This is a genomic window from Endothiovibrio diazotrophicus (assembly GCF_054657215.1).
In genome coordinates this window covers 1-15,455 of record NZ_BAAHXB010000130.1, presented here as the reverse complement: position 1 = coordinate 15,455, position 15,455 = coordinate 1, and the positions used below count along the sequence as shown (strand labels likewise).

Annotated in this window: 11 protein-coding genes; 6 read left to right on the top strand and 5 right to left on the bottom strand. The window is 61.7% G+C overall.

From position 1 onward, the window contains the following. Window positions 1-72: 72 nt before the first annotated feature. Both ACYQ2W_RS22375 and ACYQ2W_RS22370 read right to left on the bottom strand, forming a co-directional pair. Complete coding sequence (locus ACYQ2W_RS22375) at window positions 73-504, bottom strand: GFA family protein (RefSeq protein ID WP_459872459.1); 432 nt, start codon at window positions 502-504, stop codon at window positions 73-75. A 227-nt stretch (window positions 505-731) separates the two neighbouring features. Beyond that, a complete protein-coding gene (locus tag ACYQ2W_RS22370; RefSeq protein ID WP_459872456.1) occupies window positions 732-1,697 on the bottom strand; it encodes an RICIN domain-containing protein in 966 nt (321 codons plus the stop codon). Window positions 1,698-2,187: 490 nt separating this feature from the next. Here ACYQ2W_RS22370 and ACYQ2W_RS22365 point away from each other — a divergent pair, with 490 nt between their 5' ends. From ACYQ2W_RS22365 to ACYQ2W_RS22350, 4 genes are all read left to right on the top strand, one after another. Beyond that, a complete protein-coding gene (locus ACYQ2W_RS22365; protein WP_459872453.1) occupies window positions 2,188-2,910 on the top strand; it encodes a hypothetical protein in 723 nt (240 codons plus the stop codon). Next, a complete protein-coding gene (locus tag ACYQ2W_RS22360) occupies window positions 2,885-3,769 on the top strand; it encodes a hypothetical protein (RefSeq protein ID WP_459872451.1) in 885 nt (294 codons plus the stop codon). Before ACYQ2W_RS22365 ends, ACYQ2W_RS22360 begins: the two co-directional genes overlap by 26 nt. Window positions 3,770-4,036: 267 nt before the next feature. Continuing rightward, a complete protein-coding gene (gene hmuQ, locus ACYQ2W_RS22355; RefSeq protein WP_459872448.1) occupies window positions 4,037-4,339 on the top strand; it encodes a heme-degrading protein HmuQ in 303 nt (100 codons plus the stop codon). Window positions 4,340-4,452: 113 nt separating this feature from the next. After that, window positions 4,453-5,010 carry a flavin reductase family protein gene (locus ACYQ2W_RS22350; protein WP_459872446.1) on the top strand — a complete coding sequence of 186 codons (558 nt, stop codon included), beginning with the start codon at window positions 4,453-4,455 and terminating at the stop codon, window positions 5,008-5,010. A gap of 195 nt (window positions 5,011-5,205) precedes the next feature. Here ACYQ2W_RS22350 and ACYQ2W_RS22345 read toward each other — a convergent pair whose 3' ends face one another. Continuing rightward, window positions 5,206-8,280 (bottom strand): efflux RND transporter permease subunit, encoded by a 3,075-nt coding sequence (locus ACYQ2W_RS22345; RefSeq protein ID WP_459872443.1) that lies wholly within the window; start codon window positions 8,278-8,280, stop codon window positions 5,206-5,208. Beyond that, window positions 8,277-9,503 (bottom strand): efflux RND transporter periplasmic adaptor subunit, encoded by a 1,227-nt coding sequence (locus tag ACYQ2W_RS22340; RefSeq protein ID WP_459872440.1) that lies wholly within the window; start codon window positions 9,501-9,503, stop codon window positions 8,277-8,279. The genes ACYQ2W_RS22345 and ACYQ2W_RS22340 overlap by 4 nt, the downstream gene beginning before the upstream one ends. Window positions 9,504-9,978: 475 nt before the next feature. Here ACYQ2W_RS22340 and ACYQ2W_RS22335 point away from each other — a divergent pair, with 475 nt between their 5' ends. Then, complete coding sequence (locus ACYQ2W_RS22335) at window positions 9,979-13,305, top strand: hypothetical protein (protein WP_459872438.1); 3,327 nt, start codon at window positions 9,979-9,981, stop codon at window positions 13,303-13,305. 257 nt (window positions 13,306-13,562) lie between these two features. Here the strand turns inward: ACYQ2W_RS22335 and ACYQ2W_RS22330 are convergent, their stop codons facing one another. Continuing rightward, the gene (locus ACYQ2W_RS22330; RefSeq protein ID WP_459872436.1) at window positions 13,563-13,703 is read right to left on the bottom strand and encodes a phage integrase N-terminal SAM-like domain-containing protein; all 141 of its coding nucleotides are present in this window, start codon (window positions 13,701-13,703) and stop codon (window positions 13,563-13,565) included. Window positions 13,704-13,996: 293 nt separating this feature from the next. Between ACYQ2W_RS22330 and ACYQ2W_RS22325 the strand changes: the two genes are divergently transcribed. Next, window positions 13,997-14,377, top strand: coding sequence for a PH domain-containing protein (locus ACYQ2W_RS22325; protein ID WP_459872433.1), 381 nt, complete (start codon window positions 13,997-13,999; stop codon window positions 14,375-14,377). The last annotated feature ends 1,078 nt before the right edge of the window (window positions 14,378-15,455 follow it).

Below are 15,455 nucleotides of genomic sequence, written 5' to 3'. Positions count from 1 at the left end.
GGCGTCCACGCCACCTCATAGGCATCGATATCCTCGTGCAGCTGCTCCATGGTGGTGGCGCCGATCGGGCTCTTAGCGAGGGGGGCGTTGCAGCGAGTGCTCCAGCGCTTCGAGACCCGGAGATTCGTCGTGGTCCGCCGCGCCGTGAGTAGGCGAATCCCAGGGCGCGCGCGAGCCCATGTAGAGGTGGGCGACCACCGCAGCGTCCCCGCTGTCGTCGAGCGCGCCCGCCGGCACCCAGAATTTGCCGCCGTCGCCCATCGGATTCGGCACCGCGCTACCGCAGACCGAGCAGAAGTGGCTGTTGTAGCCCGACGCCGCCTTGAACGAGGAGATCTTCTCCACCCCGCGCAGCCAGCGGAAGCGCTGCGCCTCGACGATCGTCCCGGCGTTGGCCGACGAACCGGTGACCTTGCGGCACTCGGAGCAGTGACATTGGTATATGTGCGGCAGCTCGCCGCGGATCTCGAAGGCCACCGCGCCGCAGAGACACTCTCCTTTCATCCTGACTTCCTCTTCGATCCGATCGTTGGTTGGGCGGTGCGATAGCGGATTCTCGCCAAATGTCCCGCTCTCGTGCAATAGCGTCTTCCCGGCTGGCCTCACATGAACGAAGGGCATGAAGGCGTCGGGGCGGGGTGTGTCCCGCTCTCTCCTTCATGCCCTTCGCAAGGGCCCGCTACCGCCGGAAGGGGCGGTGGCGGGCCGGTTGGCGGAGGAACCGCCGGTGGCTACATCACGAAGCAGCGCCCGTACCACTTGCGGCATTCGCCGCTCCCGCTGCTGGGCTTGCAGACCTGACCGGCGCCGTCGGAGAAGATGGCGTCGGTGGGATCGGTCACGTTGGTGAAGCCGTCATCGAACAGGTAGCAGGCCACCGGCGCGCCCGAGGCGGTGGTCCCGCGGCCGCTCCACTTGCGGCAGATCCCACCCGGGACGCAGGCGTTCCAGAAACCGGCGAAGGTGACCGCGTTGCTCAGCGGGCTCTGGTTGGCGTAGCCGTCGCTGAACACCCGGAAATAGACCGGTTCGCCGGTGCGGAGCACCTTGCACGAGCCGACCCACCGTGCACAGTGGGACTGGCCGGTGCCGTCCACCTGACAGGCCACCGTCCCGTTGGGCACGTTGACCGCGTCGGTGGCCGGGGCCTGGTTGACGTAGCCGTCGTCGACGGTGGCGCAGCGCACGGCATCGCCGAACAGGCGCCAGGTCTGGGTCGCGGCGTTGCAGCCGGTCACCCGCAACTGCTGGCCGCTGGGGTCCGGCGCGATGCAGGTGCCGGTGGAGGCCAGTTGCAAGGTGCCGTTGCCGGTCCAGCTCCACACCTGGTTCACCGAGGTGCTGCCGACGCAGTTCCACAGCTGGACCTTGTCGCCGTTGTAGGGATTGGCGGTGTCGACGTCGAGGCAGAACGAGCTGGCTGCCGGGCCGGTGCCGAACTTGACCCGCCCGTCGGTCATCGGCTCCCATACCGGCGCGTTGTCGCCGCAGGGCACGCTCTTCACCTGGGTGCCCGCACCCACGGTGGCGTCGATGATGCCGAGACAGGACATGGTGCCGTTGGCGACGTTGAGGATGGGGCCGTCGGTGGCGGCCGAGGCGGAGGTGGGGGTGGCGAGCCCCGCCCAGGCGAGGAGGGCGGCGGCCAGCACGGGGTGGGTGACGCGGTTCCTGCGTATCCGTTTCAGATTGAACATCGGTAGTTGCTCCCTGTTTCCTTGATGGGTCGAACGGGAGGCGGGAGCGGAGACGACACTGGCCGGGGTGACCCCCGGCCCGGCAGCATCCCTTCCGCCTCGCCAAGCCTTAGCGGCTGGGGGAAACGATCCTTTACGAGAGATTTTGTGCGGGAGGGTGGGGTGTAGGGATGAGGGCGGAGGGGTTCGAATGTGGCGTTTGCCGAATCGCCAAGTGCCGAACCGCTATGTGGCGGGGAGGCGTTTCGCAGCGGGTTGAATATGTATTATTTTTTCGTGACTTGGGGCGTTTGTCACGGAATGCTATGCTGCTGAAATTTACTTTAATTCGGGGGTGTGTGGCTATCCAGCGGCCGAACTCTCCTCGCCGGGGACTTGAAGTGTGTTCTGTATTTATATGAAATCTAAGAGTAATGTTGAGGCTTCTGTGGCGGGGGCTTGGTGGATAAGATGCCGTTGGTCTGCCGAATAACAAAGTTGTACGTAATCCATGAATAAGCTACTCATTATAGTTGGAACAATTGCAGGGGCAGTCCTGTTAATACCTATCGTTTCGTATATTTCAATGTACGGATATCACCTGTCAGATTCACAGGAATTATGGGCACAATTTGGTGACTTTTTTGGGGGATTACTAAATCCGATATATGCCTTATTAGCTTTTTTGGCATTGCTCTATACCATCTCATTACAGTCCGCCGAGTTGCGGCAAGCAACAACAGAATTTCGTCGTTCAGCGGATTCTATGCAGCAACAGCTAGATCATTATAAAGATGCAGCGAAGAAAGAAGATCTTTATAAAATCATCAAGGATATCGATGATGATCTAGAAAAAATATATGAAACTGTCGTAAGCCCCGAGGGGCAGCAGCCTGTATTGAACATTGGCCATATGGTGCATGAGGGGTTTCGACTTAGAAATACACCGGAGAAATCAGGAAGCTATAAACAATTTCTAGCTATAGCATCATCGAGTGGTAGCGTGGTGGAATCAGTTTTCTTAAGGCTGGCTTTGGCTAGTGTCAACCTGTACAAATACCTAATTAAGTACCAAGAGCTGGCCGGAGGAGAAAATTATGTGTCCGAATACTATCGCTATAAATATTTCATGCTCGGTCAGCTATTGAAAGATGCTGGAAATATTGATGACGATATATGCGAATATTATCTTTCGTCCGTAGCGAGAAATGTACAACAAGGCCATCAAAAATGACGTGTCTACGCTTCGCTTCGCCACGCATTTTATGGCGGCGTTAGCCCCTAAAGAAAAATCAACGGTATTAATTGGCATGGAAGGAAAAATTCACTTTCAGGAGATAAAAGAAGACAGAGGAAACTACTATGTCGTGTATCGCCCTCCAATGCCGGATTATAGATTTGCGATATTACATCTTATGTTCCCTGAAGAAGGGGTATCTGAGGAACGTGTAGCGGATCTGATGGAGAAGGAGCTTAAGGAGTGGCTAGATCGTTTCCCCATTCCACTCTTGGTTAGTAGCTTTAATTACCGGAAATCTATCTTTGGTCTGAATGGGGTTAGGCCTAGAACACATCTGACGGGTTTCTTTAAAAAAGATAATAGTATTTTCATGTCATGGGAATTAATTGGTGACGATAACTTTCCCGACATCGCGTTGGATAAATTATTTTTATTAAAAGTGTATAGCGGTGTGAAATATAAAACGTCCGAAGATATTGATAAGGACGTAAAACAGCATATCCTACAACGCAGAGTAGGTTGGTATATCGTTTTCTTCTGGGCTGTAGTGCTCCCTGTTTCGGTTGCTCTGCTGGAGTACTTCTCCCCTGAATGGGTTGCTTTTCTGGTCTTGTGCTTCAGCTTGTACAAGGCTGCAAGAACGGCGTTAGAAATGATGGGCAAAGTTGAAAGAGGTCAAAAAGAAATTGAAAAAGAGGAAGAAGAACGAAAAATGCGGCATCATCACTATCATTGTGAACTTAATCCAGATGGTTTTCTATGGCTCAAACTGGAAAACTTTAAAAAGGATTCAATTCAAAAAGTTAAAGATGAGCATAATGAAATTAAGAGTGGTGCTAAAGAAATGGGCTAACAATTGCATTCGGCCGGCCCATTTCCGCGGCATTTCGTTTGTGGCTGGATGCCACAAGCCTCACACCGCTACAATGGTCGGCTGATGCTAGGCGCTATGTGTGCGGAATTCTTTGAGAACTTCGGCTCAAACTCCGGGGAAGTGGCAGGCCAAATAATTGGCCACGTACATTTTTACCTGATACCAAGGAGATCCGGAGACATTGAGCCGCCGCCAGCTGTGCCGTAGCATGTCGGCTTCGCTTTATTCTGAATAGTCGAGGTATTGATGTACATCGCAATGAACCGGTTCAAGATCAAGTCAGGCCACGAGCAGGAATTCATCGATATCTGGAAAGGCCGGGATTCCCATCTGCATACCGTTCCCGGATTCATCGAGTTTCATCTGTTGCAGGGGCCGAGCAACGACGAGTTCACGCTGTTCTCCTCTCATGCCAAGTGGGCGTCGCGCGGCGATTTCGAGGCGTGGACGACCTCCGAGGCGTTCCGGAAGGCCCATGCGAACGCCGGGGGGCGCAAGGATATCTACCTGGGGCCGCCGCAGCTCGAGTGCTTCGAGGTGGTTTTGTAGGGATGTTCTTCTTGCTGATGAACCGGTCGTCCGGCACGCAGGCCGGGCAGGGGCTGGAAAACCGTCGTTTCGCAATGGTTTTCGGCCCCTGTCGGTGGCGTTAGGCGAACGGCATGGCCGGTTCGGCGATGAAAGCGATGCCGCTCGGTAAGGCATTCACCCTGATCGAGCCCGGTCCGGTGGTGCTCGTGACGACCCACGATGGCGGGAACAGCAATATCATGACCATCTCCTGGACCATGGTGATGGACTTTTCGCCGGTCTTCGCCATGACCACCGGGCCGTGGAACTACTCCTACGACGCGCTTCAGAAGACCAGGGAGTGTGTGATCGCAATCCCCACGGTCGATCTGATTGACCAGGTCGTTGGCGTGGGGACCTGTTCCGGTGCCGATACGGATAAATTTGCACGATTCGGATTCACTCCGCTAAAGGGGAAGCACGTCAAGGCCCCGCTGATCAAGGAGTGCCTGGCCAATATCGAATGCAAGGTGGTCGATATCATCGAGGCACACAACATCCTTGTGCTCCAAGGCGTTGCCGCTTACTTCGATCGTTCACGAAAAGAGAAGCGAACCATTCACGCAGTCGGTGACGGTACTTTCGTAGTCGACGGGCGAAAGCTGGATCGTAAGGAGATGATGCGGATGTGGATTCCGGATGGTGTGTAATTCATCGGTTGCGATCGCGCTGATTTAATTGGAGTACAGCCCTGGGGCTGTACGTGCGAAAAAATGCAGCGTTCCAGGGACATGGCGGGAAATTCGTACACGCCCAAGCGTGTACTCCAGCGATCTTGGTGGGAAGCCGATTTGATTAGTGCTTAGCTGCGGCCGGTGGTGACGGGCGAAGAGGCGTGACGCGAATCACGCCTTTCGTTTGTCCGGATGGAACAGCGAGTAGACCACCGGGATCAGCACCAGGGTGATCAGGGTGGAGCCGGTGAGGCCGCCGATCACGGCGCGGGCCAGGGGTGCCTGGGCGTCCGCTCCTTCGCCGATGCCGAAGGCGAGCGGGACCAGGGCGAGGATGGTGGTGAGGGTGGTCATCAGGATCGGCCGCAGGCGGCGGCGGCCGGCCTCGGCGACGGCGTCGCGGGTGGTGTGGCCCTCGGCGCGCAGGCGGCCGGCCTGATCGACCAGCAGGATGGCGTTGTTGACCACGATGCCGACCAGCATGATGCAGCCGATGGCCGATTGCAGGTTCAGGGTGGTCTTGGTCAGGAACAGGGTGAGCAGCACGCCGATGGCGGCCAGCGGTACCGAGCACATCACCACCAGCGGGTCGCGCAGCGATTCGTACTGCGAGGCGAGCACCATGTAGACCAGCACCAGAGCGAGGCCGAGGGCGAGCAGCAGCTCTTCGAAGGACTTCTGTTGCTCCTCGAAGTCGCCGGCGATCAGCAGGTCGTAGCCTACCGGGCGGGCGATCCCCTCCAGTTCCCGTTGGATATCGGCGGCCACCGAGCCGAGGTCGCGGCCGGCGACGTTGGCGCTGACGGTGACGATGCGCTGCTGGTCCTTGCGGTCGATCTGGGTCGGGCCCTGGCCCTCGCGGCTGCTCACCAGGTTGCGCAGCGCCACCTGTTCGCCGGTGGGGGTGCGGATGGTGAGGTCGAGGATCTCGTCGATGGAGCGCCGTTCGGCGTCGGCGAGCTGCACCAGGATGCGGTAGGAGTGGCCCTCGGTGCGGTATTCGCCGGCGGTGGAGCCGGCCACCGCGGTCTCGATCGCCTCGGTGACGTCGCGCACGCTGAGCCCCAGGTCGGCGATTTTCGCCCGGTTCACCTCGATCTCCTGCTGCGGGATGCCCACTTCGCGGCCGAGGCGGGCGTCGGTGATGCCGGGGAGATCCTCGATCGCCGCCTTTACCTGGAGGGCGAGCAGGTTGAGGGTCGCCAGGTCGAAGCCGCGCACCTCGACGCTGAGGCCGTCGTCGGTCTGCAGCAGCCGCTCCAGCAGGAACTGCCCCTGGGGCGCGCGGGTGCGGATCGCCATGCCGGGGATCGCCCCTTCCAGTTTCTTGCGCAGCGCCTTGGCGATGTCGCTGTTGGAGCGTTCGCGCTCGGCCGCCGGGGTCAGCGCGATGCGCATTTGGCCGGTGGCCGCATCGCTCGGCCGGTGGCCGGAGGCGCCGACGCTGGTCACCGAGGAGACCGCCTCGGGCACCGCGTTGCGGATGATCGCCTCCATCTTGCGGGTCTGCCGGTCGACCAGGTCGAGGCGGGTGCCGCTCTCCATCTGGCCGTAGACGCGCACCTCGCCCTCGTCGCTGGGGGGGAGGAATTCGCTGCCGATCAGCGGCGCCAGGGCGAGGCTGGCGAGGAACAGGGTGAGCGCGGTGACGAGGGTGGTCTTGCGCCGTTGCAGGGCGCCGAGCAGCAGATCGCGGTAGCCGTAGTCGAGGGCGCGGAAGGCGTTGCCGGCACGGGCGGAGAGGCGGCCGAGCCGGCCCGCTCCGGGCTTGTCCTCCTCGCGCAACAGCTTGGAGGCGAGCATCGGCACCAGGGTCAGCGAGACCAGCAGCGAGCAGAGCAGCGAGAAGACGATGACGTAGGCCAGCTCCTGGAAGAGGATCCCGGCCACCCCGCGGACGAACACCAGCGGCAGGAAGATCACCAGGGTGGTCACCGTGCTGGCGATGATCGCGGTGGCCACCTCGCCGGTGCCCTCGATGGCCGCCTCGCGGGGCTTTTCGCCGTTCTCCTGGCGGCGACGGAAGATATTCTCCAGCACCACCACCGAGCTGTCGACCATCATGCCGACGCCCAGCGCGAGGCCGCCGAGGGTCATCAGGTTGAGGGTGAAGCCGCCGAAGTAGAGTAGGGCGAAGGTGGCGATCACCGAGATCGGGATGGCCAGCGAGATCACCACCGTGCTGCGCAGGTTGCGCAGGAAGAAGAGCAGCACCGCCACCGCCAGCCCGCCGCCGTAGAGCACCGACTGGGCGACGTTGGCGATGGAGCGCTCAATGAAGTTGCCCTGGTTGGTCACCGGGATCACCGCGAGCTGGGGGAAGGCGCGGTTGACCGCCTCGATCTCGGCCAGCACCGCCTTGGAGACCTCCACGGTGTTGGCATCGGCCTGTTTGCGGATCGCCACCCGCAGGCCGCGCTCGCCGTTGACCCGCACGTAGCGGGTGAGCTTCTCGTAGGTGTCGCGCACGCGGGCCACCTGGTCGAGGGTCACCGCCGCGCCGTCGTGTACCGCCACCACCGTGTTGCGGATCTGGTCGAGGTCCTGGAACTCGGCCGGGGCGCGCAGGGTGAGCTGGTAGCGCCCCTGCTCCAGCTTGCCGGCGGGGAGGTCGAGGTTGGCGTCGCGGATGGCGTCGAGGATCTGGTTGAGCGGCAGGCCGAGGGCGTTGATCCGGTCGGGGTCCAGCTCGATGCGCACCTCGCGGTCGAAGCCGCCCCAGACGTCCACCTGGGCGACCCCCGGAATGCGCGCGAAGCGGTAGCGGATCTGGTTCTCGATCAGCTCGGTGAGCTCCACCGGGTCGAGCTTGGAGGCGATGCCGAGGATCACCACCGGGAAGCTGTCGACGTCGAACTTGGCGACCCGCGGGCGGGTTACCTCGTCGGGCAGCTCGTTGATCTCCTGTTCGATGGTCGACTGCACGTCGAGGGCGGCGGTGTCGGTGTCGGTGCCCCAGGCGAAGGTGACGCGGATCGAGGAGTTGCCCTCGGCGGATTGCGAGGTCATCTCCTCGACGCCGGGGACGGTGGCGATGATCTCCTCGAGGATCTGGGTCACCAGCCGCTCCATCACCTCGGGGCTCGCCCCCTCGTATTGGGTGCGCACGGTGATCGTCGGCAGCTCGATGCTCGGCAGCAGGTCGATGCGCAGGCGGGCCAGCGAGACCAGCCCGAGGACCACCACGATCAGGGTGACCATGGTGGTGAAGACCGGGCGCGCGACGGAGGCGCGGGCGAGATTCATTGCGCGGGCTTCCCTGTCGTGGCGGGCTGCTTGCCACCGCCCTTCTTTTCCGTCTTCGCCGGCGCCTCCTCCGGCAGGGCCACCTCGGAGCCCTCGTCGAGGAGCTGCTGGCCGAGGGTCACCACCCGTCCGGCCAGCGGCGGCTCGACGATCTGCAGCCGCTCGCCGTCGCGCACCCCCACCGTCACCCGCCGCCAGTGGACCCGCTTGCCGTCGGCGTCGAGCAGGAACAGGCCGTCGTGCTCGGCGCGCCGGGTGAGCGCCGCCTCCGGCACGATGGTGGCGTCGTCCAGGTGGCGCAGCACCACCGAGGCGCGGATGAACAGCCCCGGCTTCAGCCGCAGGTCGGGGTTCTCCACCCGCAGCTCCACCCGCGCCTGGCGCGCGGCCTGCTGGAACACCGGGGCGATGCGGGTGATCTCGCCGTGGAAGGTCTCGTTGGGGTGGGCGTCGGTGGTGAGCGTTACCGGCTGGCCGGGGGCGAGGAAGGGGTAGTCCTTCTCGGTGACCGAGATCACCCCGGTGACCGGGTCGAGCTCGACGATACGCAGTAGCGGGGTGTTGGCGCTCACCGTCTCGCCCTCGTCGACGTAGCGCTCGGCGACGATGCGCTGATCGCTGCCGCCGTTCCAGCCGGCCGCCACGCGGGTGTAGCCGAGCCGGATGCGGGTGGTCTGCAGCGCCGCCTCGGCGCGCTTCACCTGCGCCTCGGCCACCTCCAGCTCGGCCCGCCGGGCCAGCTCGGTCAGCCGCGCGGTGTCCAGCGCCGACTCCGAGGAGACCCCGCTCCCCTGCAGCCGCTGGATGCGGTCCAGCTCGCGCTTGGCGATCGCCAGCGAACTCTGCGCCTCCGCCCGCCCGGCCTGTTCGACGGCGAGATCCGCCTCCGCCTGGGCCACCGCCTGCTGAAGCTCGGCATCGTCCAGCTCGGCGACCACCTGACCGCGGTTGACCGGGTCGGCCAGGTCCACCGCGATCCGCTCGATCCGCCCGGCCACCTTCGGCGCGACGACGAACTCGGCGGTCGCCTCCAGGGTGCCGCTGTAGGTGCGCCGCGCCTCGATCGCCCCGCGCTCCACCGCGGCCACCGCCACCGGCACCGGCCGCTTGCCGCCCTTCCCCTTGGCCGCCGGCTTGGCGCTCTCCGCCAGCCGCTCGTAGACCGTCCAGCCGAGGCCGGCGGCCAGGCCCAATAACAGGAGCAGGAGGATCGTTCGTTTCACGCGGCGGGACTCCAGGGGGAAGGCGCAAGTTTGGAGCGAGAATGTTGAATTCAAGCTGAACGGCTGTCCAGCGATTCGCGGGTGGAGAGGGACCAGGGCGGGCCGCATGGTCATTGAGTGGGGGAGACATCGCTGGATGTGGGGCGGATTAGCGATAGTGTAATCCGCCAGGAACGAAGGCACCTTCGCCGGAATCAGCTCCGATCCGGCGGATTACGCTATCGCTAATTCGCCCTACGGGGATATGGCGTCCCTCCCCGTTGCGAGTGCGTCTCGGCCTTCGTTGGGTGTCGTAGCAATATTGCTTATGGGTCGGTAGCGTTCTCTGGTAAGAGTCGTTGACGGGTTTTCGTCATTGAACCCCTTGTCGTGCAACCGCACTGTAATTTGACCCCACGTTGATCAAAACGCCCGTTCAATTGCCATAGACTCGCCCGGTCTCCATTCACCAATAACAACCAAGGAGTCTGGTCCCATGGTCGACAGTTCCGTACGCGGCGTCCCCTATGCCTCCGAGATCGTCGATGAGAGCGACGATTGCGTCACCCTCTACGCGTTCGATCTCGAACTGACCCAGTCCAATCTGCCCTACCAGCCGGTGGAGGGGCGTCGGCTGGAGTCGCTGAAGCACTTCGTGCTCTACGCCGATACCGTCACCCTGCGCGGGGAGCTGCTCAACCCGGGGCGGGACATCCGTATTTACGCCCGCCAACTGGTGGTCGCGGAGCGCGCTGCGTTGGATGTGGGCGGGGCCGACCCGGACGCGGACTATCCGGCGGGGGTGCCGGTGGAGCAGGCCGACCCGCTGCCGGGCGCGGCGGGCACCGACGGGCGGGACGGCGGCGACGGCGGAGCGGCGGGGAACATCGTGGTGTGCGCCGGCGAGATCGTCAATCTGGCCGACAAGAGTCCGGCGGTGGACACCGTCGAGCTGGGGGGAGCGCTCTACGCCGACCTTTTTCGCGAGGTGTTGTCGGGGTATCTGAAGGATCCGTCGCGCCACCCGTCCAGTTACGGGACGTTTCGCTTCAAGACCAGCTTCCTGGGGCAGGAGCAGGCGCAAAATATCGGCGCCGTTGCGCTGGAAGGGCTGGAGAAATCGGGGTTGGAGGCCTTCTCGCTGGACCTGAAGGGGCGTTTCAGCGGTCGCTTCGGTTGCCCGGATCTGGTGCTGACTCTCGCTACCACCGACAACAGCCGGTCGGTCCTCAAACTCCTGCAGGTGGTCTTCCGTTTCGACGGGGTGCTCTCCGGCAGCGGTGACAAGGTGGAGATGAACGCCGAGTTGGAGGTGACGAAGGCCGAGCCCGAATTCTCCGGGTGGATGGCAATGTCCAAGCTCGATGCGGGAAACCTGGCCCACGCGCTGCAGCCGATGCAGCGGCTGTTCGAGGAGCAGATCGCCGCCCCGTTGGTGAGCGTCGTGGTGAAGCGGCGGGAGGAGGGGGAGGGCAGCGAACCCACGCTGTCGCTGCTCGCCGACGGCGGTCGCGGTGGCCGCGGCGAGGACGGGCACAACGGAGTGGCGGGACGGGACGGCCCCGACGATGCCTATTCCAAGGAGCTCGACGAGCGTCTCGGCCTGGATTACGCCCGCGACACCAACCCCGACAACCCCCATGCGGGCGGGCCGGGCGGTCGGGCGGGGGCGGCCGGCCACTCGGGGGATGGCGGCGACGGTGGCGCCATCTCGTTGCTGGTCAACTGTGTCCACCCCATCGTCATCGGCTGCTCCAACGGGGCGGGGCGGGCCGGGGGTGCGGCGCGGGCGGGTGCGCCCGGGCGCGGCGGGCGCGGCGGCTTCGCCTCCTTCGGCTCGATCATGGAGCACGGGCGGTTGCGCAACTACTCGATCAAGGCGATCGACGGGGCCAACGGCGGCGGTGCGAAGTTCAACGGGGAGGCCGGCAAGGGGGGGAGTGCGGGGGCGCCGCTGAAGGTGAACCTCCAGGAGCACGCGCCGGGGCAGCCGCTGCCGGGGTTGGCGCCGGCCCGCCTCGCGCCCCTCTTTCCCCCGACCCAGCTGTTGATCACCCGCAACGTGGCGGATCTCTACTACCTCAACGCCAAGGAGGAGGGGGACCACGACTACGCCTACCAGCTCTACAGCTGGCTGCTGGAGATCAACCAGCCCTTCATCGACGGTTTGGTGGAGCCCGCGCCGGGCGCGGAGGAGGCGGCGCTGCGCGAGGCGATCCACGCCGCGGCCGCCGGCGAGCTGGTGCGCATGAGCCGCGGACTCGACTTCTATGGTCACGGGGTGGGGTGGACCCCGGTACTCAACCTGAAGGGGCTGCTGGAACGCACCGGGGAGCTGCTCGTTCTGGGCGAGATCGTCGAGCGGCAGTTCAACGCCTACGCCGAGGAGGGGCGCGAACAGAAGGAGCGGCTGCGCGACCTGAAGCGGATGAACGACGACATCGAGAAGCGGCTCGACGACAGCCGCCTGGAGGAGGAGGGGCTCGCCACCCAGATCGAGTCGCTGCGGCAGCAGATGGAGCGTTACAACCGGGACGTGGACGCCCAGAAGGCGAAGCTGATCGAGCGGGAGTACGCCTTCAAGAAGGAGTTGACCGCCTACCTGATCGAGAAGCACCAGACCGATTTCGACGCCTTCCTCGAGATGCTCGGGGTGGTGGTGGCCGCGGCGGGCGGCATCGCCGGCGGCGTCGGCGGGATCGCCGCCGGGGCGAAGGCGGTCTCCAAGGCGAGCGGGCTGGTCAAGGGGGCGGCCGGGGTGGTGAAGGTGTTGAAGTCGGTGAAGGGCAGCATCGACAGCCTGCAGAAGGGTTTCAAGGCGATCAAGGGGTACGTCACCCCGGACGAGCCCAATGCCGCCAAGCTGCTGGTCGAGCAGGAGAAGTTCGACGAGATGCTGGAGGAGTATCTGGGCGAGTTCGACGCCGCCGACGAGCTGCGCGAGGCGATCGACTACTACCTGGAGCTGACCCAGGCGCGCAACCAGCTGGCCTGCAACTTCACCGCGCTGGTCACCCGGCGCGCCGGGCTGGAGGCGCAACGGGTGCAGACCCTCGCCGAGACCCGCTACATCGGCGCCAGCATCAGTTCCCATCAGAACAATCTGCTGCCGCTCTACACCGCCTATATGCGCAAGTGCTACGACCAGCTCAAGCAGGAGCTGATGCGCAACCTCTACCTGGAGAATCGCGCCTACCAGTACTGGTCGCTGGGCGATCACCCGCTGGAGCTCTCCAACCTCAACGTGGCGATGCTGGCGGCGAGCCATCAGCGGTTGGTCAAGCGGATCGACCTCTTTCGCGAGAACAACGAGGCGTTCGACCCCTTCACCCAGAAGGTGGTGGTGGATGCCGAGCGTTTCCGCGAGGCGTTCGCCGCGCTGGCGGAGTCCAGGTGTCTCACCTTCCGGCTCGACATCCGCGAGACCCCCGGCTTTCTCAACATGCGCCACATCATCGCCCAGCGCTTCGAGATCGCCTTCCCCGACATCGAGGGAGGCAGCGAGGTGCTCTACCTCTCGCTAATCCACGGCGGCGACCCCGTGCTCAACCGCCTGGTGGAGCTGGAGGCGCCGGGGAGCCTGCGCCACTTCACCCACCGCCCGCGGCCGAAGCCCTACAAGATCGACTACGCCAACCCCGCCAACACCGCCGGCGGCGTCTTCGGCGAGAGTGGCCAGGGCTACAGCGGACTCAGCCCCTTCAGCTCATGGAAGATCGACTTCGACCTGAAGGGCAACGAGTGGCTGGACCTGAAGCGGATCCGGCGGGTGGAGATCACCTTCCACGGGCGTTTTCTCGGTCCCAATCGGGTGATCGATTGAATCGCGTTTCCCGCCGGGGGGCTGCGGCAGCATCAGTTCCTGCCGCAGGCCCTCCACTCCGTCCCCGATCCGGGCGAAGATGGCCGAGACGCCGGAAGATTCGGACCACACCTCCATCCAACGGCGAATCCGAGAAACATCGATTTCGGCGGATTCGATGGAGGTTGCTGGGGTTTGGTCGCGGAAATCGTGTGGATAGTGGGGTGGCGGATTTAGAGTGGGTGTCCTGGTTGGTCCCCGGTCGATCGCCAAGTGGGTCAGGAACAGCTGCTGTGAAAAAGGATGAAGCGCCGGACCCACATCAAATAGGTCTGCTCGGTTCGGTAGCTGTAGTGGCGAACCCGGATCGCGCCCCGTACGCTGTCGATGAAGGGAAAGTCATGACGTTTGGTCTCCATTCTGCGCACCTTATATGTGGTTTTGTTTCTTTATCCAGTATAGAATGTGGGGGCGAGGCGCAAAGTGATATCCGGAATCTCGCCGTGTATTGACGGAGGAGTGCTATTACCGGTGGGGACTTTGTTTCCTCTAATTTAATGAGGTTTTGGGAGAAGTTTTCGGCTGGTGAGAAACGAAGGGGAAGAAAGCCCCACGCCGGCCGCGTGATAGGCAGAGAAAGAAATCCCGTGTTTAAGTGTAGAATTTTTCCGTCCATTCAACTGTGTAAAATCGACAACCGAGGAGAAAATCAATGAGTGAACTCTATTCCGAACATCCTGTCATGTTCAAAAACAACCCGATAGGGTTCATTGTTTCTTTGCTGCTAATACCAGTGTTTGGGATGGGCTTGCTAATCTTGCTTGGCTGGCACCTTCAAAACAAAGCATCAAAACTGACTGTAAATGGAAATGAAATTGTGTATGAAAAAGGGCTTCTGAGCAAAGAGCGTTTAGAGGTAAGCATTAGTAGCGTAAGAACAACAAAAGTTAAGCAGTCTTTTTTTAATCGTATTTTTGGAGTGGGTGCTATTGAAATATATACGGCGGGTGATTTGCCTGAAATTGTTGCGACCGGAATGCCCGATCCAAACAAGATTCGGGAGCTTATAAAAGCACGCCAGAACGGCGGGTAATCTTTATGGTTGGTGAAATAGACAGCAAAGACAAAAATGAATCACGAAAAATTGCAATAGCTCTAATTTCGTTGGTTGTGGTTTTGGGTGTGGCAATATTGCTAATGCTCCCAATGCTATCCGAAATCGTTACCATGCATCTATCCCCCGGCTTGGGGCTTAAGGACTCAGCGGTAATCTCGTTCTTCGTTACTGTCGTAATAATGATTGTGTTTGCGGTTTCGTCTGGAGACGGTTTGCTGGGTGAAATTCAGTTTATTCTCGGAAGTTTTTTTCTTTTCTTTGTGATTATATGGCTTTTGATTGCGTGGATATTCTGAGTAAAAACACATCACGAATCACACGGCGATGGAGGTGGCGACCGAGATAGCGCGTAGGGCGGATTAGCGATAGTGTAATCCGCCGAAACGAATGCTACGACGCTGAACGATCACTCCAACCATTCCGAATGGTTCGGTAGGGCACCGCTGCTCACAGGTTTCGATCTGGCGGATTACGCCATCGCTAGTCCGCCCTACTCGCGTCAGGTTAAATCCAGATCCTTGGGATCGGAAAGGAGTTCGTGAAATCGGATGAAGTTACCCAACGGGTGCGGATCGTAAGCGATCCCATTCCCGTCAGAGGAGGTTAGCTACTGAATCTGTAGCCGAGCCTGCGTGCATAGCCGCAAGGGTGTGTATGAAGCCAGGTGTGGCGAGTGTGCAGGCCGCGTGACAGAACCCCGAAAAGGATAGAGTTGTGGTCCAAGAGGATAACCGGACGAGAGTCTGGGAAAGCCGACGGATTGTAGGGTCCGGAAGGCTGTGGTCCGTGGCGCGAATTGTAGCGGACACCACCGGGGTCCACGAGCGGGGCATGCGCATACGGGGTCAGGTCTTTCTCGCATACGGGGTCAGGTCTTTCTTATTGCTTTTTCTGTTCGACTGATAATGCGGCTGATATAGGAATAGTGAAGGCCAAAGTGTTCCCCGATCTCTTCCATGCTGTAGCCGCCACTCCCATAGGCGGCTACAATGGCCTCATCGCGCCCGCCCGGTGCTCTAGCCATGGGGTCACACTACCTGGGATTGCGTTGATA